We start from the raw sequence: 25,595 nt of genomic DNA on the forward strand, positions 1-25,595 counted from the left end.
CAAAAATGAATCATTCACGTCAAGTTATACTTGGTTAAGAAATCATTTTACCAAATAATCACACGGTCTTCTGGTGAACGCCACATTCCGTCGCCTTCTTTGACATCATAGGTCGTAAAGAAGTCGTCAAAGTTTGGCACTTGGACGTTAACACGGAGTTTAGCTGGCGCGTGTACGTCAACGCTAGCCATGAGTTTCATCAACTCTGGGCGACCTTTCATACGCCAGATACGAGCAAAGTTATGGAAGAACTCTTCAGCTGAGAAATCTGGCTCTCTCTTAGCAGCTTCTAGCGCTGCAGCGATTCCTCCTAGATCGGCAACGTTTTCGGATACAGTTAATTTCCCATTGATTTTTGCGCCGTAAGATTCTTGGCCATCAAACTGGTCGATAACCTTCTGTGTCTTTTCTTTAAAGGCTGCATAATCGCTCTCTGTCCACCAATCCTTGAGACTTCCATTTTCATCAAAGGAAGCCCCATTTGTATCAAAGGCATGAGAAATTTCATGGGCGATAACCGCTCCGATCCCACCATAGTTGGCAGAAGATGACTGATGCAAGTCATAGAATGGTGCCTGTAAAATAGCAGCAGGGAAGACAATCAAGTTCTTTTGTGGATTGTAGTAGGCATTGACCATATGAGCAGGCATTCCCCACTCCTTGTAGTCAACTGGCTGATTCCACTTGCTCCAACTGTGCTTGATTTCCACACGCGCAAAGGCTAGGGCATTCTCAAAGAGGCTAGCAGATTCATCCACTACCTTATCTTTATAGCGGACTGGCAATTCTTCTGGATAACCGATATAAGGCTTGATGACATTGAGTTTGACGATGGCTTTTTCTCGAGTTTCAGGAGTCAGCCAGTCATTTTTAGCTAAACGTTCCTTATAAACGTCAATCATGGTCGCCACTTTTTTCTCTACGTCTGCCTTGGCTTCTGGAGAGAATTTTTCGTGGGCATACCAAAGGCCAAGAGCTTGTTTAAAAGGTCCTTGAGCTAAATGGTAAGCTGCCTTACGTTTGTCTTGAGCCTCTGGAACTCCTGAAAGAGCTCGTCCGTAGGCACCTGACAAGATACGAATCTCATCTGTTAGATAGCTAGTTGAAAGATTAACTATACTCAAGATCAAGCTTGCCTTGAGCAAAGGCCAAGCTTCTTCACTATAGAATTGCTCTGCTGCTTGCCAGAAACGTTCTTCATCTACAACAACCTTGTCTGGAGTTTGTCCAATCACTGCTTGGAAGAAGTCATCTAAAGGTAGGGCAGGCGCAAACTTTTTGAAATCTTCATAAGAATAAGGATGGTAAAGTTTGGCATATTCTGAACTTTCTTCGTTTGAAAGTACGACAGCTGCGATACGGCGGTCCAATTCCAATCGTTTCTCTAGCAAATCTTCGATTTCTTCATCTGAGAAGTTATAGGCTTTGAGGAGATTAGAAGTACTTTCTTTCCAAAGGTTCAATAATTCCTCACGCTGAGGATGGTCTTCCGCATAGTAGGTTGTATCAGGCAAAATAGTTCCTGGAGCACTAGCCCAAAGAACATTGGTTCTAGCATCCATAAAGTCTGGTGATACTCCAAATGGAAGGAAGTTTGGTTTACCAGCTAATTCAAATGCAGCTAGTTTACTTGCGAAATCCGCAAAACTTTCCAAATCTTGATATTCCTTCAGTAAAGGGAGGACTGGCTCGATTCCATCAGCTTCTCGCTTATCGAAATCTCTGACCATAGCATGGTACTTGACAAAGTTTTCTAGGATAGGATCTTCTGGAAGATCTTCTCCTGCCAACCACTTGTCAGTCGTCGTTAGCATCAACTCTTCGATTTCTTCGTCAAGGTCGATAAAACCACCTGTTCTCGATTTATCGGCTGGAATAACAGCAGTCTTTTCCCACTCACCATTTATTGCATCATAAAAATCATCTTGATAACGTGTCATCTTGTTCTCGCTTTCATTTTTCACTTATTCTTAGCTTAGCAAAAATCCCTGGGGAATGCAATTAAAAATGCCGTCTTCTTCTGATTGTTTTCTAGTTAATATTTTAAATATTTACAAAAATTAACTTGACTTAATTTTTATTTTAAGGTATATTAAAAGATAGGAGGAATATAACTGTATGATACGTATCGAAAACCTCAGTGTCTCCTACAAAGAAACGTTGGCACTAAAGGATATTTCACTAGTGCTCCAAGGACCAACGATTACCGGAATTATTGGCCCAAACGGCGCTGGGAAATCAACATTATTAAAAGGTATGCTGGGAATTATCCCACATCAAGGTCAGGCATTTCTCGATGACAAGGAAGTTAAAAAATCCTTACATCGAATCGCCTATGTCGAACAAAAAATCAATATCGACTACAACTTTCCCATCAAGGTCAAGGAATGCGTCTCGTTAGGACTGTTTCCCTCTATTCCTCTCTTTCGAAGTTTAAATGCTAAACATTGGAAGAAAGTGCAAGAGGCCCTTGAAATCGTCGACCTAGCTGACTACGCTGAACGGCAAATCAGTCAACTCTCTGGAGGTCAATTCCAGCGGGTCTTGATTGCCAGATGTTTGGTGCAGGAAGCCGACTATATCCTCTTGGATGAACCCTTTGTTGGGATTGACTCAGTCAGTGAGGAAATCATCATGAATACGCTGAGAGATCTGAAAAAAGCTGGGAAGACGGTTCTCATCGTCCACCACGACCTCAGCAAGGTTCCCCACTACTTCGATCAAGTCTTGCTTGTCAATCGAGAAGTGATTGCCTTTGGTCCGACCAAAGAAACTTTTACCGAAGCCAATCTAAAAGAAGCTTACGGTAATCGACTCTTTTTCAATGGAGGTGACCTATGATTGCAGAATTTATCGATGGATTGCAAAAATTCCATTTCCTACAAAATGCCTTGATAACAGCTATTGTCGTCGGGGTCGTAGCTGGAGCTGTGGGATGTTTCATCATTCTACGCGGGATGTCACTCATGGGAGATGCCATTTCACATGCTGTCTTGCCAGGTGTAGCCCTCTCCTTCATCTTGGGCCTTGACTTCTTTATCGGAGCCATTGTCTTTGGATTGCTAGCTGCCATCATCATTACCTACATCAAGGGGAACTCGATTATCAAAAGCGATACCGCCATCGGCATTACCTTTTCTTCTTTCTTAGCCCTCGGTATCATCTTGATTAGTGTCGCTAAAAGTTCAACTGACCTTTTCCATATCCTTTTTGGTAATATCCTAGCCGTCCAAGATACGGATATGTTTATTACTATGGGTGTAGGGGTAGCCATTCTCTTGTTAATCTGGATTTTCTTCAAGCAACTCTTGATCACTTCCTTTGATGAACTCTTGGCTAAGGCCATGGGAATGCCTGTCAATTTCTATCACTACTTACTCATGGTACTCCTAACTCTCGTGTCTGTGACAGCTATGCAAAGTGTCGGAACTATCCTGATTGTAGCCATGCTGATTACCCCAGCAGCAACTGCTTATCTCTATGCTAATAGCCTGAAAAGTATGATTTTCCTTTCCTCAACCTTTGGAGCTACAGCTTCAGTTTTGGGACTCTTTATCGGCTATAGCTTTAACGTTGCGGCAGGTTCTAGTATCGTGCTTACAGCCGCTAGTTTCTTTCTTATTAGCTTCTTTATCGCTCCAAAACAACGATATTTGAAACTGAAAAATAAACATTTGTTAAAATAAGGGGCAGAACCCCACTAAATTGGAGGATCTAATGAAAAAATTAGGTACATTACTCGTTCTCTTTCTTTCTGTCATTGCTCTTGTAGCATGTGCTAGCGGAAAAAAAGATGCAGCTTCTGGTCAAAAACTAAAAGTTGTTGCTACAAACTCAATCATCGCTGATATTACTAAAAATATTGCTGGTGACAAAATTGATCTTCACAGTATCGTTCCTGTTGGTCAAGACCCACACGAATACGAACCACTTCCTGAAGACGTTAAGAAAACTTCTCAAGCTGATTTGATTTTCTATAACGGTATCAACCTTGAAACAGGTGGCAATGCTTGGTTTACAAAATTGGTAGAAAATGCCAAGAAAACTGAAAACAAAGACTACTTTGCAGTCAGCGAAGGTGTTGATGTTATCTACCTTGAAGGCCAAAACGAAAAAGGCAAAGAAGACCCACACGCTTGGCTCAACCTTGAAAATGGGATCATCTTTGCTAAAAATATCGCAAAACAATTGAGCGCTAAAGACCCTAGCAACAAGGAATTCTACGAAAAAAATCTCAAAGAATATACTGAAAAACTAGACAAACTTGATAAGGAAGCTAAAGAGAAATTTAACAACATCCCTGCTGAGAAAAAACTCATCGTAACCAGCGAAGGATGCTTCAAATACTTCTCTAAAGCTTACGGTGTACCAAGTGCCTACATCTGGGAAATCAATACTGAAGAAGAAGGAACACCTGACCAAATCAAGACCTTGGTTGAAAAACTTCGCCAAACAAAAACTCCTTCCCTCTTTGTCGAATCCAGTGTCGATGACCGTCCAATGAAGACTGTTTCACAAGACACAAACATCCCAATCTATGCTCAAATCTTTACAGATTCTATCGCTGAAGAAGGTAAAGAAGGCGACAGCTACTACAACATGATGAAATACAACCTTGACAAGATTGCTGAAGGTTTGGCAAAATAAGCCTCTGAAAAACGTCATTCTCACGTGAGCTGACGTTTTTTTCTGCCCATATTTTCAGTCAAACTATTGGAAAAGTCTGAACATTTAATGTAGAATGAAAGAAAAAAGATTGGAGTAGCTTATGACTACATTCCTTGGAAATCCTGTAACTTTCACAGGAAAACAACTGCAAGTAGGAGACAAGGCTCTTGACTTTTCTCTAACAACAACTGACCTTTCTAAAAAATCACTGGCTGACTTTGAAGGTAAGAAAAAGATTTTGAGTGTCATTCCTTCTATCGACACTGGTATCTGCTCACTTCAGACTCGTCGCTTTAACCAAGAATTGGCTAGCTTGGACAACACTGTTGTCCTTACTGTTTCTATGGACCTTCCATTTGCTCAAAAACGTTGGTGTGGCGCAGAGGGAATTGAAAATGCCATCATGCTCTCAGACTACTTCGACCACTCTTTTGGACGTGATTACGCGCTCTTAATCAATGAGTGGCATCTGCTTGCGCGCGCGGTCTTTGTCCTTGATGCTGACAATATTATCCGTTATGTTGAGTATGTGGACAATATCAATTCCGAGCCAAACTTTGAAGCAGCCATTGAAGCAGCAAAGTCGCTTGACTAAAAGAAAGCCCACTTATAACAAGGCAGAAAGCTAGAGAAATCTAGCTTTTTTTGGTATACTAGATGGAGATAATAAACAAGGAAATGCAAATGACACCTAATAAAGAAGACTACTTAAAATGTATTTATGAGATTGGCATGGAACTTCCTAAGATTACCAATAAAGAAATCGCTGCTCGAATGCAGGTATCACCTCCAGCTGTAACTGAAATGATCAAGCGCATGCAATCCGAAAATCTTATCCTAAAAGATCAGAAAAAGGGCTACTTACTAACGGACATTGGTTTAAAACTTGTATCTGACCTTTACCGAAAGCACAGACTCATTGAGGTTTTTCTGGTTCACCATCTAGACTATACCAGCAATCAGATTCACGATGAGGCTGAGGTATTAGAGCATACAGTTTCAGACCTTTTTGTGGAGCGACTGGAAAATATGTTAGGCTTTCCAAAGACCTGTCCCCATGGTGGAACCATTCCTGCCAAGGGTGAGCTTCTAGTTGAGGTTAATAACCTACCACTCTCTGATATCAAGGCAGCTGGAACCTATCTTTTGACAAGAGTTCATGATAGCTTTGAACTTCTCCAATATTTGGAAAAACATGCAATCCATATTGGAGAACAACTCCAAGTCAAGCAGTTCGATGGCTTCTCTAATACCTTTACCCTGATTCACAACAATGAAGAACTTCAAGTCAGCCTCGAAATCGCCAAACAACTCTATGTTGAAAAAATGAACTAATTTCTCAAGTCCCCTACCAACCCTGAAAGCTTTATTTTCAGGGTTTTATTTCTAGCATTTGATGTTACTCTCATTTTGTTGTAGAATGTTTGTAAAAAAAGAAAGATATTTTAACCTATGAAAAAATCACTAAAAATTTTTGCTACATCTAAATGGTTCGACCTCTTCGGGGTTGCTTTGGTCGTTGGGATTGCGATTGCATCTGGTTACCTCAACTCACGCCTCGATAAATTCGTAGATTGGGGACCATGGACAGCTCTTGTACCCTTTGGATTGATTTCCGTAACCAACGTTGGGATTTCCATGTTGTCCACTCGTTTCACGGGGAAATTAAGCAAATGGGGAAATTACTTTGGTATTGTTAATACCATTTTGTCCGGTGCTATTGATTATATCCTTGGAAATAAGGCGGCCATTATCACCTATCCTGTCACCTTCCTCATTTATACCTTTGCGATTAAGAAATGGGAAGCTTCGCAAGAAGGCAGACCCAACCAAATGAGCCAAAAACAGCTAAAATTGGCGGCCATCATTATTTCCATCATCGCCTTCCTCTTTGCCTTTGTGACAAACTATATCGGCTATGGGGGCAAGATGAATCTCCTTGCCTACGTAACAACTATTGCCTTTGCACTGTCCCTCATTGCAAATGCTTTGAACGCATTGAAACTAACAACTCAGTGGGGCTTTTGGTTGATTTACAATTTCGTTCAGCTGACAAAAGCTGGTATTCAAGGAAACTTCGCCAATATCGGAAAATACATCTTTTATATCCTCAATGCAATCGGAGCTTTATTTGTCTGGAATGATGAAGAAGTGGAAAAATAGAAGGAAACTCAAATAAAGAAAGCAAGCCGACTTAATAGAATTTCCTTACTAAAATTTTTTATCATTTTACTTGTAACTCCCATTCTTTTGGAGTAGAATGAAGCTAGATAAAAGAGGGAGGTCATCTTATGAAAAATCTCTTTAGAATCCATTTTACAGCCATCGTAGTCAGCGATTTGCTACTGTTGGTAACTTTCAGACCTCGATACGAACTTTCTTTGGAGAGAGGCCTGATTTTTTGCTTCATTTTCATCCTTGCTCAAGGACTACTGCTATTTCGCTTGGTCAATCGACTCAAAAAACATTTCTCTGAGATTTATCCTCAGATGAACAAAAAAATTCGCCTTTACTACTTAAAGATTCTCTCCACTGACCTACTATTATTTGTCTTTTTAGCCATCACTGGCCCTCAACATTTTTACTCTCTTACTCCAGTCTTTACTTCCTGTCATTCTACTTTTTATTATATAACGGCTAGCCACCTAAGAGAAAACTATCCAGACTTTTATGACAAACATATCTCTTTGTGGGAGTGTCTCTAAGGAAAAAAAGGTTTTATCATGAAAAAAATCATCTACATCAAAACCATTCAACTCCTTATCATCGATGGAATCATGCTGGCATTTTTGACATTTAAAGAGGGACTGACGTGGGATTGGATTTTGATTTACAGTGGTTGGCTCATTTTCTTTCATCCTGTGCTATTGACCTATCTGTCTAACCAGCTTTGTGACCACTTCAGTCAACTCTATTCCCAGATTAGACCTAGATTCTGGCGTTTTGCCTTACAAATCCTCCTATGGGATAGCCTGATAATTCTCTCCTTGCTGTTTTTAAGGGGTGTCCCACTCTTCCTTCAGGGAACTCTCCTCATCCTAGGACATTTCATCCCTTCCTATCGCACCTGCCAAATCCTGAAACAAGACTTCCCCAAAGCTTATCAAGAACCGATTTCATTTTGGAATATTTTGTGATAGATGAGAAAAACCAAGCCGGTCGGGCTTGGTCTTTCTTATCTATTTTTCGTATCAAGGATAATGGTAACCGGTCCGTCATTGACCAGCTCAACCTGCATATCCGCTCCAAAGATGCCTGTCTGAACGGGCACTTCTTGAGCTAATTTTTTGTTGAAAGCATCATAGAAGTCTGATGCCATATCAGGCTTGGCTGCGCCTGTGAAGGCTGGACGATTTCCCTTTTTGGTATCTGCAAACAAAGTAAACTGAGAGATGGAGAGGATTTGGCCTTGGATATCCTTAACCGATAAGTTCATCTTGCCTTCAGCATCTGAGAAAATTCGCATATTGACAAGCTTTCTGACTGCATACTCCAAATCTTCTTTTTGATCCTCAGGTCCAACACCTACTAAGAGTAAGAGCCCCTGCTGGATTTTCCCATATACTTGACCCTCAATAGAAACTTGTGCTTTCTTGACACGCTGAACGATAATTTTCATAGCAATCCTTTCTGATGATATCAAGCCAACTTAACCATTGGTACGTTTAACCGAGTAGACTTCTGGTACACTCTTAATCTTATCAACCACGGTGGTCAGCATTGAAAGGTTTGAAATTCCAAAGGAAACATGGATATTAGCAAATTTCATATCCTTGGTTGGTTGGGCATTAACGGTTGAAATATTCTTAGTTGTATTTGATAAGACTTGCAAGATATCATTCAATAGACCAGAACGGTTGAGCCCGTAGATATCGATGTGAGCCATATACTCCTTGCTTGAGAATTGGTCTTCCCATTCAACATCGAGTAGACGTTGCTCATAGTTTTCCTGTGAACGAAGATTCATACAGTCTACACGGTGGATGGCAACTCCGCGTCCTTTGGTAATATAGCCGACGATATCATCACCTGGAACAGGGTTACAACATTTAGCAATCCGGATCAGGAGCCCAGAAGCACCTTGGATGACTACTCCACCCTCATGCTTAACCTTAAGCGTGTCCTTGTTCTCCACCTTGACTTCGCCACCCTTGACCAGTTCTTCTGCTTCTGCCTTAGCTTTGGCCCGCTCTTCTTCACGACGTTCCTTCTCAGTCAAACGGTTAAAGACAGTGATGGCTCCGATTTCTCCAAAACCAATCGCCGCAAATAGCGCTTCTTCTGTCTTGTAGCTGGTTTTTTGAAGGACTTCATCCATGTGGCGTTTGTCCATAAATTTATTGGCCACATAGCCGTTTTCTTGGAGCTGACTAATCAGCAATTCACGACCTTTATTGATGGACAATTCTTTATCTTGGTTTTTAAAGAACTGACGAATTTTGTTACGAGCCTTGCTGGTCTTGACCATATTGAGCCAGTCACGGCTTGGTCCAAATGAATTTGGATTAGTGATGATTTCAACCTGGTCACCCGTTTTTAACTTGGTCGTCAATGGAACCATACGGCCATTAACCTTGGCACCAGTCGCTTTTTCCCCAATCTTTGTATGAATTTCATAAGCAAAGTCAATCGGACCTGAATCTTTTGGAAGTGAACGAACCGCCCCATCTGGAGTAAAGACATAAATCTCCTCAGCCAGATAGTTTTCCTTGACAGTATCCACAAATTCCTTGGCATCATCTGCTTGATCTTGGAGCTCCATCATCTCCTTGATCCAGTTCATTCCAATAGCAGATTCCTTACTATTAACCTGACCCTTGATTCCTTTTTTGTAAGCCCAGTGAGCCGCAACCCCGTACTCAGCAACCTCGTGCATCTCCTTAGTACGAATCTGGAACTCAATCGGCCCTTTTGGTCCATAAACAGTCGTATGGATAGACTGGTAACCATTGGCCTTACGATTGGCAATATAGTCTTTAAAACGTCCCGGCATTGGTTTCCAAAGCTCATGAACGTAGCCCAACATCGCATAGACATCACTCTGAGTGTCTAGAATACAACGAATGGCAATCAAGTCATAGATCTCTTCAAAGCGTTTTTTCTTGTCCTGCATCTTGCGATAGATAGAGTAGATATGCTTTGGACGACCGTAGATTTTTCCTGTAAGATGGCGCTCAGATGAGTATTCCTCGAGTTTCGTCACAACTTCATCGACCAAGGCTTCACGCTCTTGACGTTTTTCCTTCATCATGTGACTAATCTTGTAAAATTCAGTTGGATTGAGATAGCGGAAAGAGAGATCTTCCAGTTCCCATTTCACACTTGAAATCCCCAAACGATGAGCAAGCGGTGCATAGATTTCCATTGTTTCTCTGGAAATACGCTCCTGCTTGTCCTTACGAAGGTGCTTAAGAGTTCGCATATTGTGCAGACGGTCAGAAAGTTTGACCAAGATAACACGGATATCCTCTGACATAGCCATGAGCATCTTGCGATGATTTTCAGCCAGCTGCTCCTCGATAGACTTATACTCAACCTTACCAAGCTTTGTAACACCGTCAACAATCACTCGAACATCATGGCCAAACTCACGCTCTAAGTCATCCAAGGTAGCTTCTGTGTCTTCTACCACGTCATGCAAAAAACCACAGGCAACAGTGACAGCATCTAGCTTGAGTTTAGCCAAAATACCTGCTACCTGAATAGGGTGGATAATGTAAGGCTCGCCTGATTTACGATACTGGCCACTATGGCATTCTACAGCGTAAACCAAGGCCTTGTGTACAAAAGCCACATCTTCTTTCGATAAATATTTTTGCGTTAAAGCGACGACTTCATCGCCTGAATAAATTACTTCTTTCGGCATGCATACTCTCCAATTCTTCCTACCATTTTAACACTTTTTTGAGGATATGAAAACTAGTAAAGCCCATTCTAGATTAGAATCACTTACTGATTATTCTAAAAAGAAAAAAGTACAATTTTCAGATAAATGTTCACATTTTCCTGCATTTTTGTTATGTATGACAAATAAAACTTCCATTTTCAAATTTTCCCTGCTTCTTTGTTTAAAATCTATAAAATAATATTCGTAACTAACTTGATACCTAGCCTGTGATTTTGTATAATCAAGTGAAACTATTTTTTAGGAGAATGTTATGACATCATTTCGCAAACCAGCCGCCCTTTTAGGGCTTACTGCCGCTGTCTTTGCAGTATCTACTGCACAGGCTGATGAGACCAGCACAAATTTAGATGCTAGTATCAAACCTAGTTCAGCAACAAGTCCAGCTGAAAAACCAGTCACTAGTAAAGCAAGTGACACACTAGCTGATTCTGAAAAAGAAGGGACTATTGAAAAAGGGACTACAGAAGTTGCCCTAGCACCAACTGCTGAAGCTAAAGCTTCAAACGAAGGAAGTCTCGCAGAAGATGAAGCCAACCAACCTGTCGAAGGGCAAGAAGTTGATGTCCGTATCCTTGCAACTACCGACCTGCATACAAATCTAGTCAACTATGACTACTATCAAGACAAACCTGTTGAAAATGTCGGTCTTGCAAAAACAGCAATCCTCATCGAAGAAGCTAAAAAGGAAAATAGCAATACTATCCTCGTTGACAATGGGGATACCATCCAAGGAACACCTCTTGGAACCTACAAGGCTATCGTCAATCCAGTTAAAGAAGGCGAACAACACCCTATGTATACAGCACTTCAAAAGCTTGGTTTTGAAGTGGGGACACTCGGAAATCACGAGTTTAACTATGGATTAGACTATCTTAAACGTGTCATCGAAACCGCTGGTATGCCTATTGTCAATGCCAATGTTGTCGATCCTAAAACAGGTGCTTACATCTACGATCCTTACAAAATTATCACCAAAACTTTTGTAGATAAAACTGGTCACAAAACGACTGTCAAAATTGGGGTTACAGGAATTGTCCCTCCTCAAATTCTTAGCTGGGATAAAGCTAACCTTGAAGGTAAGGTTTTGGTTAATGATTCAGTAGAAGCTATCAAAAATATTATTCCTGAAATGCGTAAAGCAGGTGCAGATATCACTCTCGTTCTATCTCACTCAGGTATTGGAGATGACAAGTACGAAAAAGGTGAGGAAAACGAGGGCTACCAAATTGCTAGCCTACCTGGTGTTGATGCCGTAGTCACAGGTCACTCACATGCCGAGTTTCCTAGTGGAAACGGAACAGGTTTTTATGAAAAATATCCTGGTGTTGATGGTATCAACGGTAAAATCAATGGCACTCCTGTCACCATGGCTGGAAAATACGGTGATCATCTAGGTATTATTGACCTCAATCTTGTATATAAAAATGGAAAATGGTCAGTTGTCAACAGCAAAGGATCTATCCGTAAAATTTATACAAAATCCAAGGAAGCCGACGAACGCATCAAAGAAATTGCTAAAGAATCTCATGAAGGAACTGTCAAATATGTCCGCCAGCAAGTCGGAACAACAAGTGCCCCGATTACTAGCTACTTTGCCCTTGTAAAAGATGATCCATCAGTTCAAATCGTCAACAACGCTCAAATTTGGTATGCTAAGAGAGAACTAGCAGGAACTCCTGAAGGTAGCCTCCCAATCCTTTCTGCTGCTGCTCCATTTAAAGCTGGTACCCGTGGTGATGCAACTGCCTACACAGACATCCCAGCAGGTCCAATTGCGATCAAAAACGTAGCAGATCTCTACCTCTACGACAATGTTACAGCTATTCTCAAAATTACTGGAGCCCAATTAAAAGAATGGTTGGAAATGTCTGCAGGCCAGTTCAACACTATTGATCCGAGTAAAAAAGAAGCTCAGCAGCTCATCAACTCTAGCTATCGTACCTATAACTTTGACGTCATCGATGGTGTAACTTACGAGTATGATGTAACACAACCGAACAAATATGACCGAGAAGGCAAGTTACTTCATCCAGATGCTAATCGTGTTCGCAATCTTAAATACCAAGGCAAAGATGTTCGTCCAGAGCAAGAATTTATCGTTGTAACCAACAACTATCGCGCAAATGGTCAATTCCCTGGTGTTCGTGATGCTAGCCTCAACCGTCTACTTGGACTTGAAAATCGTCAAGCAATTATTAACTATATCCTTGAAGAAAAAAATATCAACCCAAGTGCAGATAAAAATTGGCGCTTCACTGATAGCATTAAAGGATTAGATATCCGTTTCTTGACAGCTGATAAGGCTAAAAATTTGCTAGGCACAGATGGCGATGTTCAATATCTCGCAAGTTCAGAGCAAGAAGGTTTTGGTGAATACCGACTTCTCTATGTAGAGCCAAAAGTAGATCCTACAACACCAGACCAACAAGATTCTGGCAATCAGAGCCTTAATGGACGAAATGAGACTATTACTCTTTCAAATGGTGGTCAAACTATCACACTACCAACAACTACTAAAGCAGCTACTACTAGTTTGCCAAATACCGGAGAAGAAACATCCATCCTTACACTACTAGGAATCGTCCTAGCAGGATTCGGACTTTCTCTTAAAAGCAAGAAAAAACAAGGCTAATTAAGTCAAAAGAAGTAAGATGATGTTCATCCTACTTCTTTTATTATGGTTACAAGAAAGGCACTGCAAATTCAACAGTGCCTATTTTTATTTCTATATCTTAGTAAACTGTTCTTTCAGTTTCTACGTCGAAGAAGTGTGCTTTGTTCAAGTCAAATCCAAGTTCAACTGTTGCACCTGCTTGCAAGTAGTCACGAGCGTCAACTTTTGCAACGAACTCATCTTTACCAACTTGGCAGTATAGGTGAGATTCTGAACCGAGCAATTCTGATACAGAGATTGTTGCTTTCACAACTGATTCTGGGAATGTTTCAAGAAAAGCAGGTTCTGCATTTACGTCTTCTGGACGGATACCGAAGATCAATTCTTTTCCTTCGTAGCCTTTTTCACGAAGAACTTTCAAAGCACCTTCTGGAACTTTCAAAGTAAATCCGTCAGCAACAATGCGGTCACCGTTCAATTTAACGTTGATGAAGTTCATAGCTGGGCTTCCGATGAATCCTGCTACGAATTTGTTAACTGGGTTTTTGTAAACTTCTTGAGGAGTACCGATTTGTTCAACACGTCCGATAGTACCTGTACCAGCAGGGTTTTTAGTTGCTGACATGATAACGATACGATCTGCAAGTGTCATCGCTTCTGTTTGGTCGTGAGTTACGTAGATAGTTGTAGCTCCGATACGACGGTGGATTTTAGCGATTTCAGCACGCATTGATACACGAAGTTTTGCATCCAAGTTTGACAAAGGTTCGTCCATCAAGAATACTTTTGCATCACGGACGATCGCACGACCCATGGCAACACGTTGACGTTGACCACCTGAAAGGTCAGCTGGTTTACGATCCAAGAATTCTTTCAAACCAAGAATTTCTGCTGCTTCTTGTACACGTTTGTCAATGTCTTCTTTGCTATATTTACGCAATTTCAAACCAAAAGCCATGTTATCGTATACAGTCATGTGTGGGTAAAGAGCGTAGTTTTGAAATACCATGGCAATGTCACGGTCTTTTGGAGCCACATCGTTGACAACCACGCCATCGATAGATGCAGTACCTTCTGTGATGTCTTCGAGACCTGCAATCATACGAAGAGTAGTTGATTTACCACATCCTGAAGGTCCTACGAAAACGATGAACTCTTTGTCTTTAATGTTCAAGTTGAAATCTTCAACTGAGTAGTGTTCGCTATTTGGATATTTTTTGTAAATATTTTTAAGATTTAATTCTACCATTTCGGTGAACTCCTTTTGTCATTTGATAGTTTTATTATAGATGAAAACGCTTTATATTTCTATGGCAAGGTGACCAAAAAAATTAAAAAGTTCTGTGCAACTTGCACAAAACTTTAGATTATATCTGGTAAAATCAACTGATAACACAAGGTCAAATCAGTCAATTCTTTCAACTGCAGTCCTGTCAATTCTTCCCATTTATCAATCTTGTATTGGAGAGAATTGCGGTGCAGATAGAGCTGCTGTGCTGTTTTAGTCAGGACCGCACTGTTTTCCCACAGTGAAAGGATGATTTCCTGAATCTGATCCTGGTCCACAATCATCTGATGCAGATATTCCTTGATAACTCGGAGATCCACAATTCTTTCACCCATACTCCAAAGATAGAGTTGAGAAAAAGTATGGAACCCTTGATGCCCTTGTCGCCACCAGTTTTTGAACAAATCACGTTCTGCTTTGATGAGATCTGACAGAGCCTGATATCCTGTCTGTGACCAGACCTGACCTAACATGATGGATAAACGTACTCCAAAGTCATATTCTACGGCTTCCAAGGTATCCATTAAGATAGAGCGAACAGATGCGTATTTGTCCTGTTGGAGAACAAAAATGTAATCCTGCGCTCCCACCTGAAGCACTGTTTGACAATTTGGAAAGAGGGTTCCCATCATCTCTAACCAAGACGTTAAATTTTCCTGTTGGAAATAGGATAGGTGACAATAGACCAGCTGCAATTTTTTAAAGTTTTGCGGTGCCTGTCCTTTGCCTTCAATGAGATAACTATACCAGGGATTGAGGGAAATGGTTTGCTCCTGTTTGGTTAAGAGAGCCACCAGTTGTTTTTCACGCTCGCTAAGACTAGCTTCCTCAAGCAAAAGCCACTGATAATTTGACAGAGGTAGACTTAGATAACCCTCTTTATCAACTGGCTGATCTAAGATTTTACCATCAGGAAACCAATCCAGTAGTTCTTTTGCAATCATTTCTAGCCCTCCACTTTTTGGATGCACCAAGAAATCAAGGTTTCGAGGCGTTCCACATTTTCAGTCATATGAAGATAGCCCATGACCGCTTCAAAACCAGTAGACATACGATAGGTTACCACATCCGCATTCTTAGCCTTGGTATGGCTGTTGGTGTTGCGACCCCGTTTATAGATTTCTTCTTCTTTTTCCGTTAGGACTTCTTCTTCCAGCATGAGGGAAATCAAGTGTGCCTGAGCCTTAGCTGATACATACTTGGTTGCCTCTTGGTGGAGTTTATTGGGTTTGGTCATGCCTTTAAGAATGAGATGGCGACGAATATACATAGAGTATACTGCATCTCCTTCAAAGGCTAGCGCAATCCCGTTAATGAGATTGACATCAATCACGTGTCCACCTCACTCCATCCTTGGTATCCAGTAGCTTAATCCCTTGAGCAGCCAGTTGGTCACGGATTTGGTCAGCTGTCGCAAAGTCACGATTGGCACGCGCTTCTTGGCGTTTTTGGATCAAGGCTTCAATCTCTTCATCCAAAACTTCCTCGACAAAGACAATACCAAAGACCTCTAACATAGCTGTAAGAGCTTCCTTAACAACCGCATCATAGTTTCCTGAGTTGATCCATTTAGCCATTTCAAAGACAACTGTGATACCATTGGCAGAGTTGAAATCCTCATCCATGGCCGCTACAAACTTATCTTTAAATGCCTGTAACTCTTGAGCATCTACAGTTCCAGTAAAAGGTTGTTCATAGGTGTTCTTTAGATACTTGAGATTAGTCTCTGCATCACGCACTGCTTTTTCCGTAAAGTTGATAGGCTTGCGGTAGTGTTGAGTCGCAAAGAAGAATCGCAATACTTGACCGTCGATAGTTTTGAGAGCATCGTGTACCGTAATGAAGTTTCCCAAAGACTTAGACATCTTGACATTATCGATATTGACAAAACCATTGTGCATCCAGTAGTTAGCGAAGGTCTTACCTGTTTTGGCTTCTGACTGGGCAATTTCATTGGTATGGTGAGGGAACTCAAGGTCTGCTCCACCACCGTGAATATCGATGGTATCTCCTAAAATCTCAGTTGACATGACCGAACACTCGATATGCCAGCCTGGACGACCAGGTCCCCAAGGACTGTCCCAAGAAATCTCACCTGGTTTCGCTGCTTTCCAAAGGGCAAAGTCCACAGGATTTTCCTTACGAGCTGTTTCTTCATCTGTACGACCTGAAGCACCCAGCTCCAAGTCTTCTAGGGTTTTATTGGCCAATTTAGCATAATTGTGGGATTTTTCTACACGGAAATAGACATCCCCGTGGCTCTCATAGGCATAGTCCTTTTCAATCAAATCAGTAACAAAACGAATAATATCATCCATAAACTCTACAACACGTGGATGACAAGTCGCAGGCTTCACCCCCAAAGCCGTCACATCTTCACGAAAGGCAGCGATATACTTTTCCGCTACTTCCTGAGGTGTGATACCTTCTTCCTTGGCGCGGTTAATAATCTTGTCATCTACATCGGTAAAGTTTGAAATGTAGGCAACCTCATAACCACGGTACTCAAAGTAGCGACGAATGGTATCGAAGGCTACTGTTGAGCGGGCATTCCCCACGTGGATATAGTTATAAACTGTCGGCCCACAGACATACATCTTAACCTTGCCGTCCTCGATTGGGACAAATTCTCGCAAATCACGAGACATGGTGTCATAGATTTTAATCATAAAATAATAGTCAGGAAAGCTAAAATTCATAAACAGATATTTTCATAACTAACTGTTCAACGAAATTTTAGTCCGATTGCCTGTCACAAATCGGAATTCCTTGCTCCTTTCTAAACATAAAAGAAGAATACAGTAAAAAGATGAAGGGAGTCACTACGGAAGTTTTATTGCTATCTTTTCCGTTAGGCTCCCTTCCTTTCTTGTTTCAAATTTATCGTAAAGACTAGTCTAAACTAACTCTTGAGCAATGACTAGGGCAATCTCAAAGAAAGTCATAGCATCCGCTTTTCTATCCTCGCGTCTAGCATCCCATTCATGATTGTGATGGTCGACATAGTCAGCTGTGTAGAAAAATTGATAGACATTGGCTTGTCGATATTGGGCCCAGGCCATGATAGCTGAAGCTTCCATATCTACAACTCTAGCTCCTGCTGCTAGTCTTCGTTTGACCTTAGCAGCTGTTTCACGATAGAAGGCATCTGTGGTCCAAGACTTTGTTCGAATATGCTCAATGCCAGCTTTATCCAAGGCTTTTTCCATAGTAAAGAGTAGAGATTGCTCATAGGCTATTTCATCACTTGCTGGAGCATAGTGATAACTAGTACCTTCATCACGTAAAGCCGAGCTTGGTAGGATAATCTTATCTGCTTGAATAGACTGGTCCAGAACTCCACAAGATCCCAAAACAATAAAGTTCTTAAATCCTCTTGCTTTGAGTTCTTCCAAGAGTCCAACAACCATTGGAGCTCCAATCGTAGCCATAGCAACTGCTACCTTACTCCCATCTTTTTCATAGATATACCATGGCAGTTTGCCATTTAGATTGGTAAGATAGCCACCTTCGTAGACACCATCTATCTGCTTTACTCGTTCAAGGATCTCTCCATTAAAAGACAAGATAATGGTATCACAGATTTCTCCACCACTAAGAAGGCTTCGATCAGTTGGCTCTATAACAGCAGGTACATTTTCAAATTCTTCTAATAGCATTTATTACTCTTTCTCATTCAGATAAACCACTTGGGTTTGTTTGACAAAGCCAATCTTTTCATACAAACGTTTAGCACCTACATTGCTATCTTCCACGGCAATCTGAAATTCCTTATCATTTTGCTCAATCAGTTGGTTGACGAGGGATTTTGCTAAATAGCTTCCATAACCTTTTCCACGTTCAAGTTCTGATATTGCTAAACCGTAGAGGTAATTCGTATTAGTCGATAAATCTACCGTGCAAGTCCCAATAACCTGACCGTCTTTTAATAAAATATATAGGTGACTTTCTGGATCCTTCAGAGCTTCGGCGACATATCTATCCACAACTTCTTTCGATTCATGTTCCTCTGAAAATGCCTGAAATTTTAACTGGCTAATTTGCTCCTGATACGAACTATCTGCTAACAAAACTTCAAGATTGGAAAGTTTTGCTAACTGATAAGGTCTTCTATCCTTACCTAACCAGGTTTCTGTCTCTTCATCCTTGACCAGTCCCCAGTTATTGACAAAATCAGGATGACGGTCTAGAAAAATACGTTCTGTCTGAAAAGTCACTGAACGAATAGGGGAAGAAGTCGTTTCTTTCTCAAAGCTAGTAAACAAAGCACGTGCAATTCCCTGACGGCGATGATTGGGATGAACCAGTATCGTCACTTCCACATCTTGGTCATCAGCATAGACAGTTAACAAACCAACCAGTTCGCCTTTTTCGTAAAAAAGGAAAAATGCAGGCATGCTTAGGTCAAAATTAAGCATGTTAGAAAGATAAGGATCACGATAAGTTCCATCATAGGCTTGGCAACAGTTAATTAGTTTTTTCGCCTCAGATAACTCCTCTTGGCTTAACTTATTTCTTGCTTGAATCATATAGATATCCTCTACAGCTCGGACGATCTATGACTGGCATCTCTCGCTTGCTCGAGTTTATTGACGTAGTATTCCCGTTTTCCTTCAACTTCATGAATGGTTGGTTCATCCTTTTGCCCATGCACTCGGACAATCTTAGCAGGAATACCGACAACCGTTACATCGCTAGGTACATCTGCAACAACAACCGCTGCAGCACCGACTTTGGCATTTTCACCGATTTCTACAGGCCCGATAACTTGGGCATGTGCAGATATGAGAGCTCCCTTACGCACGGTCGGATGACGTTTGCCAACATCCTTACCAGTCCCACCAAGAGTCACTCCGTGATAGAGAAGAACTCCTTTTTCAACGATAGCCGTCTCCCCAATCACAAGGCCAGAACCGTGGTCAATAAAGACACCTGATTCGATCTGAGCTCCAGGATGGATCTCAATCTGCGTCCAAAAACGCCAAAACTGGCTGTGCATACGAGCTAAGAGCTTAAAGCCATGTTTCCAGAGAAAATGAGAGAGACGGTGGGCAGCCAAGGCTTTCACACCAGGATAGGTCAAAAGAACCTCCAAAGTGGTGCGAGCCGCTGGATCATTTTCTTTTACGATATCAATGGTTTCACGCCACCATCCCATACATTTCTCCTTTTCTTATTCTGAATCTTTTGGTGTTTCTGTAAATTCTTTCTTAGGTTTGTGATCCTTGTGATGACGTGGGCGGTAAGGTCTCTCAGACTTTTCGCCTTTTTCATCACGTTCAGGTTTTGGAGGACGAGGAAGAAGGGCTTTCATAGAAGCATCCACACGTCCTTTTTCATCAATCTTGATAACCTTAACATCAACTTCATCCCCGATTGCTACCAAGTCTTCGACATTATTGGTACGTGTCCAAGCCATCTCAGAGATATGAACAAGGGCATCTGTCTTATCAAAGAGGTTGACAAAGGCACCAAATTTCTCGATACGAACAACTTTAGCATGGTAAACTTCATCCACTTTAGCTTCACGAACCAAACCAGCAATGATTTCTTTAGCGCGGTTAATGGCAACTTGGTCACTAGAGTAGATAGATACGTTACCTTCTTCGTCGATATCAATCTTAACGCCTGTTTCAGCGATGATCTTATCAATCGTTTCTCCACCTTTACCGATAACAATCTTAATCTTGTCCACATCAATCTTGATGGTATCAATTTTCGGAGCAGTTGGAGCCAATTCTGGACGAACTTCTGGAATGGTTGCTTCAATGACATCAAGGATTTCAAAACGAGCTTTCTTGGCTTGGGCAAGAGCTTCAGTCAAGATTTCTGCAGTGATCCCTTGGATCTTGATATCCATTTGAAGGGCTGTAATCCCATCACGAGTACCTGCAACCTTGAAGTCCATATCTCCAAAGTGGTCTTCTAAACCTTGGATATCTGTCAATACTGTATAGTTGTTTCCATCTGAGATAAGACCCATAGCAATACCTGCTACTGGTGCCTTGATTGGCACACCACCAGCCATAAGGGCAAGTGTTCCCGCACAGATAGAGGCTTGAGAAGAAGAACCGTTTGATTCCAATACTTCTGCTACTAGACGAATCGCATATGGGAATTCTTCCAAGCTTGGCAATACTTGAGCAAGGGCACGCTCACCGAGAGCACCGTGACCAATCTCACGACGGCCAGGAGCACCGTAACGACCTGTTTCCCCTACAGAGTATTGTGGGAAGTTATAGTGGTGCATAAAACGTTTCTTGTACTCTGGATCCAAACCATCGATGATTTGAGTTTCACCCATTGGCGCCAAAGTCAAGATAGAAAGAGCCTGAGTTTGTCCACGAGTAAAGAGACCTGAACCGTGTACGCGAGGAAGGAAATCAACAACCGCATCCAAAGGACGGATTTCATCAACCTTACGGCCGTCAGGACGAACCTTGTCTTCAGTGATCAAACGGCGCACTTCAGCGTGTTCCATTTGTTCCAAGATTTCAGCCACATCACGCATGATACGGTCAAATTCTTCGTGGTCTGCATATTTTTCTTCGTAAACTGCTGTTACTTGATCTTTCACTGCTTGAGTTGCAGCTTCACGCGCCAATTTTTCTTCTACTTGGACAGCTTTTTGAAGGTCGCTGTTGTAGGCTGCGATGATTTCAGCTTGCAATTCAGCATCTACATGAAGCAATTCTACTTCTGCTTTTTCTTTACCAACTGCTGCAACAATTTCTTCTTGGAAGGCAATCAATTCTTTAACGGCTTCGTGTCCTTTAAGAAGAGCTTCCAACATGATTTCTTCTGACAATTCTTTGGCACCAGACTCTACCATGTTGATAGCGTGTTTTGTACCAGCTACTGTTAATTCAAGAAGCGATTGCTCTGCTTGTTCTTGAGTTGGGTTGATGACGATTTCTCCATCAACATAGCCTACTTGTACCCCAGCGATTGGTCCGTCAAATGGAATGTCTGAGATAGACAAGGCCAATGATGAACCAAACATGGCTGCCATTGGTGCAGATGCATTTTCATCGTAAGAAAGGACAGTGTTGATGACTTGCACTTCGTTACGGAAACCTTCCGCAAACATTGGACGGATTGGACGGTCAATCAAACGCGCTGTCAATGTCGCATCTGTTGAAGGACGTCCTTCACGTTTCATAAAGCCACCAGGAAATTTCCCAGCCGCATACATTTTTTCTTCGTAGTTGACTTGAAGTGGGAAGAAATCCCCAGTTGCCATTTTCTTAGACATAACGGCAGCAGTCAAGACAGTTGACTCACCGTAACGTACAACAACAGAGCCATTTGCTTGCTTAGCAACCTGACCAGTCTCTACGATCAACTCACGACCCGCAAAAGTCGTTTGAAACACTTGTTTTGTCATTGTAATCCCCTTTGGATTGATAAAATTATACGCCTTGCCTACAAAGATCAGGATACAAATCATCAGAAAGGTTTGATACTAAAGCATCTAAACCTTTCACGCTAATCGCTATCATGCGATTAGCTAAATGCTTTACTAACTCTCTCGTCAAATATCATCGATTTGACTCGCTCGTGTCGCTCTTTCCCAAAATTAGTAAGAGTCATTTAGGAAAAATTGCTATCAAAAAATTGAGAATTAGAAGATCCTAAAAATTTAAATACCCTCATCTTTGTATCAAGTACGTACAGAGTCTATTTTATCATATTTTTCTTAAAAAGTGCGGTCTTTTCTATTAAAAAGGAACCATTCCTCCATGAAAAGAAGAATGGTTTGCTTTTTATTATCCTAAAGATTGGTGATTAAACAAAGCATGAGTTGCTTGATGAATGTACTGAGCAGTATCTGCATTGTTCATGGTGTAGAGATGCACACCTGCTACGTCTTGCGTTACCAAGTCCACGATTTGGTCTACGGCATAGGCAAGTCCTGCTGCTCTGAGTGACTCAGGGTCATTCTCATACTTGTCTAAGATAGCTTTAAACTTACGTGGAAGATGGATATTCTCACAAGTCTTCAAGAGACGAAGAGCTTGGTTACGATTCAGGATTGGCATGATACCCGCATGAATCGGTACATCAATACCAGCCAAGGTGCACTTGTCCTGGAAATCGTAGAATCGCTCATTGTCAAAGAAAAGCTGAGTGACAAGACTTGAACAGCCTGCATCTACTTTTCTTTTCAGATTTTGAATATCTGAGATTTGGTTTGGTGAATCAGGGTGCCCTTCTGGGTAACAAGCGCCAATAATTTCAAAATGTGGCGCCTGCCCCTTGATGAATTCAATCAGGTCTGTCGCATAACGGAAGTCCTTTTGTGGTTCCACATCAGGGATGAGATCTCCACGAAGAGCCAAGATTTTCTGAACCCCAACCTTATCCAAATCTGCAATGGTCTCAGCCACCTTATCCTTAGTCAGATAAATAGCTGGCAAGTGAGCAATAGTTGGAATCTCCAAGTCATTTTGGATATAGTCTGCCAAACGAACCGTCGTCTCTTTGATATTAAATTTATTATTGCTGGCAGTCACACTGATGAAGTGTGGTGCCAAGTCCTGCATATCTTTCAGGGCCGCAATAATTTTGTCATTGCCTACTGCTGGGTTTGGAGGGAAAACTTCAAATGAGAGGGACGGTGTTTGACGTGACATATTTATGAACCTTTTCTAGTTGATTTCTTACTGATCAACCATGTATGGAGAAATATCTTTTCTTACAATTTCTCACGCGCAGCTTTCGCAGCTTCTACAAGGCGGATCAAGCTTTCTTTCGTTTCTGGAATACCACGTGTTTTCAAACCACAGTCAGGGTTGATCCAAACTTTTCTGCTTGGCACTTTAGCAAGGATTGCTTCGATTGTGTGGTCGATTTCGCCTTCGTTCGGCACACGAGGTGAGTGGATATCGTAAACCCCAGGTCCAACTTCTGTTTGGAAGTTTTTCGCTTTGAGTTCGTCCAAGATTTCAAGGTTTGAACGGCTAGCTTCAAATGAGATAACGTCTGCATCCAAGTTGTCGATAGCTGGGATGATATCTGTAAATTCTGAGTAACACATGTGAGTGTGGATTTGTGTGTCTGGTGCTACTGTTGAGTGTACCAAACGGAAGGCTGGAATAGCCCAGTCAAGGTAGTCTTCGTACCAGTCGCTACGACGAAGTGGCAATTTCTCACGAAGAGCAGCCTCGTCGATTTGGATGATTTTCACACCTGCAGCTTCAAGGTCAAGAACTTCATCCTTGATAGCAAGAGCGATTTGAAGAGTAGAATCCTTGATAGAGATGTCTTCACGTGGGAATGACCAGTTAAGAATTGTAACAGGTCCAGTCAACATACCTTTAACAGGTTTGTCAGTACGGCTTTGTGCATAGCTAGACCATTTCACAGTGATTGGGTTGAGACGAGTCACATCACCCCAGATGATTGGTGGTTTAACTCCACGCATACCGTATGATTGTACCCAACCGTTCTTAGAGAAGAGGTAACCTGACAAGTTTTGACCGAAGTACTCAACCATGTCGTTACGTTCGAATTCACCGTGTACAAGCACGTCAAATCCAACTTCTTCTTGCCATTTGATCCATTCGTCGATCGTTTCAGCAAGGAAGGCATCGTATTCTTCTTGTGACAATTCACCCTTACGGAAGGCCAAACGTTTAGCACGAACTTCCTTAGTTTGAGGGAATGAACCGATCGTTGTTGTTGGAAGAGCTGGAAGTTTGAATGCTTCTTCTTGGATTGCTTCACGTTCTGCGAAGGCTGGCAAACGAGTGTAGTCTGCGTCAGTCAATCCAGCGATACGCGCACGAAGTTCAGCATTTTCACCAACACGTTCAGTCGCAAAGAGTTCTTTGTTTGCTGCAAGAGCTTCTGCTCCTTGACCATTACGGATAGCATCCAAGTCACGGATCTCATCCAATTTTTCTACTGCAAATGCAAAGTGGCTCAAGATAGCTGGTTCAAATTCTTCATTAGCAGTTGTAAATGGCACATGAAGAAGTGAGCATGAGCTTGTCAAAACGATGTTTTCAGCTGGGATTTGCTCAAGAATAGCCAAGCTCTTTTCGTAGTTGTTACGCCAGATGTTCTTACCATTGACAATACCTGCATAAAGAGTCTTGTCAGCTGGGAAGCCACCTTTAACAAGTTCAAGAGTTTTCTTACCTTCAACGAAGTCAAGACCGATCGCATCTACTGGCAATTTCACAAGATCAGCGTAAACGTCACGAACGTCACCGAAGTAAGTTTGAAGCAAGACCTCAAGACCTTTTTTATCAGCCAAGAGTTTGTTGTAGATGTTCAAGAAGAGGGCTTTTTCTTCTTCTGTCAAGTCTTTGACAAGAGCAGCTTCATCGAGTTGGATACGAGTTGCACCAAGTTCAGCCAATTTCGCAAAAACATCTTGGTAAGCAGCTACTAAGCTATCTACGAAGTCTTCTGCTTTCACACCTTCTTCAAAGTCTGACAATTGAAGGAAAGTGAATGGTCCTACAAGGACAGGACGAGTGTTAAGACCAAGTTCTTTAGCTTCTTGGAACTCATCAAAGATCTTGTGACCAGCCAATTTTACTTGAGTGTCTTTTTCAAATTTAGGAACGATGTAGTGGTAGTTAGTGTTGAACCATTTCTTCATTGGAAGGGCACGAACATCCCCTTTTTCTCCTTGGTAACCACGTCCCAAAGCAAAGTAGCGTTCAAGGTCAGACAAGTCCAAGTTTTGTACTGAAGCAGGAACTACGTTGAAAAGGAAAGCTGCATCTAGGAAGTTGTCATAGTGAGAAAAGTCATTTGATGGGATTTCAGAAATGCCTTTTTCTTTGACGATGTTCCAGTGTTTTGCACGCAATTCTTTAGCCGCAGCCAAGAGTTCTTCTTCTGAGATTTCTTTTCTAAAGTATTTTTCAGTTGTAAATTTTAATTCGCGGAATTCACCCAAACGAGGGAAACCGATAATTGTAGTTGACATGTTTTGTCCTCCAAAAATTGTTGTTGAAACTATCTTAACAGAAAAGAAATCATCTGTATAATTGTAAAAAATTAGGCTTTGATATAGTTTGAAACTATATCACTTTTTAAAGCACAAAAAAAGATTTGGAGAAGATTCCCCAAATCCTTGATAGACAATGGTTAATAGA

The 25,595-nt window shown here is 41.5% G+C and carries 22 protein-coding genes; 9 read left to right on the plus strand and 13 right to left on the minus strand.

Annotated elements, in window-relative coordinates; genetic code table 11:
- Window positions 1–47: 47 nt before the first annotated feature.
- Window positions 48–1,940, minus strand: coding sequence for a M13 family metallopeptidase (locus tag RRU92_RS08725; RefSeq protein ID WP_075229567.1), 1,893 nt, complete (start codon window positions 1,938–1,940; stop codon window positions 48–50).
- Window positions 1,941–2,118: 178 nt separating this feature from the next.
- Here RRU92_RS08725 and RRU92_RS08730 point away from each other — a divergent pair, with 178 nt between their 5' ends.
- From RRU92_RS08730 to RRU92_RS08765, 8 genes are all read left to right on the plus strand, one after another.
- Entirely contained in the window at window positions 2,119–2,841 is a 723-nt protein-coding gene (locus RRU92_RS08730; protein ID WP_075231208.1) for a metal ABC transporter ATP-binding protein, read from the plus strand.
- Window positions 2,838–3,686, plus strand: coding sequence for a metal ABC transporter permease (locus tag RRU92_RS08735; RefSeq protein WP_075231207.1), 849 nt, complete (start codon window positions 2,838–2,840; stop codon window positions 3,684–3,686). The genes RRU92_RS08730 and RRU92_RS08735 overlap by 4 nt, the downstream gene beginning before the upstream one ends.
- Window positions 3,687–3,717: 31 nt before the next feature.
- Window positions 3,718–4,647: a metal ABC transporter substrate-binding lipoprotein/adhesin PsaA gene (gene psaA / locus RRU92_RS08740; protein WP_315639398.1), complete on the plus strand. Its 930-nt coding sequence runs from the start codon at window positions 3,718–3,720 to the stop codon at window positions 4,645–4,647.
- A 121-nt stretch (window positions 4,648–4,768) separates the two neighbouring features.
- Window positions 4,769–5,263, plus strand: coding sequence for a thiol peroxidase (tpx, locus tag RRU92_RS08745; protein WP_315639400.1), 495 nt, complete (start codon window positions 4,769–4,771; stop codon window positions 5,261–5,263).
- Window positions 5,264–5,352: 89 nt separating this feature from the next.
- On the plus strand, window positions 5,353–6,003 hold the full coding sequence (locus RRU92_RS08750) for a metal-dependent transcriptional regulator (protein ID WP_315639402.1): 651 nt from the start codon (window positions 5,353–5,355) through the stop codon (window positions 6,001–6,003).
- A gap of 117 nt (window positions 6,004–6,120) precedes the next feature.
- The gene (locus RRU92_RS08755) at window positions 6,121–6,831 is read left to right on the plus strand and encodes a nicotinamide mononucleotide transporter (protein WP_315639403.1); all 711 of its coding nucleotides are present in this window, start codon (window positions 6,121–6,123) and stop codon (window positions 6,829–6,831) included.
- Window positions 6,832–6,959: 128 nt separating this feature from the next.
- Window positions 6,960–7,373 (plus strand): hypothetical protein, encoded by a 414-nt coding sequence (locus tag RRU92_RS08760; RefSeq protein WP_228113874.1) that lies wholly within the window; start codon window positions 6,960–6,962, stop codon window positions 7,371–7,373.
- Between the two features lie 18 nt (window positions 7,374–7,391).
- Window positions 7,392–7,805 carry a hypothetical protein gene (locus RRU92_RS08765; protein ID WP_153225438.1) on the plus strand — a complete coding sequence of 138 codons (414 nt, stop codon included), beginning with the start codon at window positions 7,392–7,394 and terminating at the stop codon, window positions 7,803–7,805.
- 38 nt (window positions 7,806–7,843) lie between these two features.
- Here the strand turns inward: RRU92_RS08765 and dtd are convergent, their stop codons facing one another.
- Both dtd and RRU92_RS08775 read right to left on the minus strand, forming a co-directional pair.
- On the minus strand, window positions 7,844–8,287 hold the full coding sequence (gene dtd, locus RRU92_RS08770; RefSeq protein WP_153225439.1) for a D-aminoacyl-tRNA deacylase: 444 nt from the start codon (window positions 8,285–8,287) through the stop codon (window positions 7,844–7,846).
- Window positions 8,288–8,317: 30 nt separating this feature from the next.
- Window positions 8,318–10,534: a RelA/SpoT family protein gene (locus RRU92_RS08775; protein ID WP_049503998.1), complete on the minus strand. Its 2,217-nt coding sequence runs from the start codon at window positions 10,532–10,534 to the stop codon at window positions 8,318–8,320.
- A 292-nt stretch (window positions 10,535–10,826) separates the two neighbouring features.
- On the opposite strand from RRU92_RS08775, the gene RRU92_RS08780 reads away from it, so the two are divergent.
- The gene (locus RRU92_RS08780) at window positions 10,827–13,208 is read left to right on the plus strand and encodes a bifunctional 2',3'-cyclic-nucleotide 2'-phosphodiesterase/3'-nucleotidase (protein WP_153225440.1); all 2,382 of its coding nucleotides are present in this window, start codon (window positions 10,827–10,829) and stop codon (window positions 13,206–13,208) included.
- Between the two features lie 100 nt (window positions 13,209–13,308).
- On the opposite strand, the gene RRU92_RS08785 is transcribed toward RRU92_RS08780, so the two are convergent.
- The 10 genes from RRU92_RS08785 to metE all read right to left on the minus strand — a co-directional run bounded on the left by RRU92_RS08785 (window position 13,309) and on the right by metE (window position 25,426).
- Entirely contained in the window at window positions 13,309–14,439 is a 1,131-nt protein-coding gene (locus RRU92_RS08785; RefSeq protein WP_049504000.1) for an ABC transporter ATP-binding protein, read from the minus strand.
- Between the two features lie 113 nt (window positions 14,440–14,552).
- Window positions 14,553–15,422, minus strand: coding sequence for a PucR family transcriptional regulator (locus tag RRU92_RS08790; protein ID WP_315639406.1), 870 nt, complete (start codon window positions 15,420–15,422; stop codon window positions 14,553–14,555).
- Between the two features lie 2 nt (window positions 15,423–15,424).
- A complete protein-coding gene (locus RRU92_RS08795) occupies window positions 15,425–15,811 on the minus strand; it encodes a Mini-ribonuclease 3 (RefSeq protein WP_045763483.1) in 387 nt (128 codons plus the stop codon).
- Window positions 15,804–17,147, minus strand: a complete 1,344-nt coding sequence (cysS, locus tag RRU92_RS08800; protein WP_315640925.1) for a cysteine--tRNA ligase — start codon at window positions 17,145–17,147, stop codon at window positions 15,804–15,806. The genes RRU92_RS08795 and cysS overlap by 8 nt, the downstream gene beginning before the upstream one ends.
- A gap of 228 nt (window positions 17,148–17,375) precedes the next feature.
- Window positions 17,376–18,137, minus strand: coding sequence for a nucleoside phosphorylase (locus tag RRU92_RS08805; protein ID WP_315639409.1), 762 nt, complete (start codon window positions 18,135–18,137; stop codon window positions 17,376–17,378).
- 3 nt (window positions 18,138–18,140) lie between these two features.
- On the minus strand, window positions 18,141–19,007 hold the full coding sequence (locus tag RRU92_RS08810; RefSeq protein ID WP_315639410.1) for a GNAT family N-acetyltransferase: 867 nt from the start codon (window positions 19,005–19,007) through the stop codon (window positions 18,141–18,143).
- Window positions 19,008–19,018: 11 nt separating this feature from the next.
- Window positions 19,019–19,636 carry a serine O-acetyltransferase gene (gene cysE / locus RRU92_RS08815; protein WP_315639411.1) on the minus strand — a complete coding sequence of 206 codons (618 nt, stop codon included), beginning with the start codon at window positions 19,634–19,636 and terminating at the stop codon, window positions 19,019–19,021.
- Between the two features lie 15 nt (window positions 19,637–19,651).
- Entirely contained in the window at window positions 19,652–21,865 is a 2,214-nt protein-coding gene (pnp, locus tag RRU92_RS08820) for a polyribonucleotide nucleotidyltransferase (RefSeq protein ID WP_315639413.1), read from the minus strand.
- Between the two features lie 382 nt (window positions 21,866–22,247).
- Complete coding sequence (gene metF / locus RRU92_RS08825) at window positions 22,248–23,114, minus strand: methylenetetrahydrofolate reductase [NAD(P)H] (RefSeq protein WP_315639415.1); 867 nt, start codon at window positions 23,112–23,114, stop codon at window positions 22,248–22,250.
- 62 nt (window positions 23,115–23,176) lie between these two features.
- Complete coding sequence (gene metE, locus RRU92_RS08830; RefSeq protein WP_315639417.1) at window positions 23,177–25,426, minus strand: 5-methyltetrahydropteroyltriglutamate--homocysteine S-methyltransferase; 2,250 nt, start codon at window positions 25,424–25,426, stop codon at window positions 23,177–23,179.
- Between the last annotated feature and the right edge of the window lie 169 nt (window positions 25,427–25,595).

It is taken from the genome of Streptococcus sp. DTU_2020_1001019_1_SI_AUS_MUR_006, assembly GCF_032340315.1.
Lineage (GTDB): Bacteria > Bacillota > Bacilli > Lactobacillales > Streptococcaceae > Streptococcus.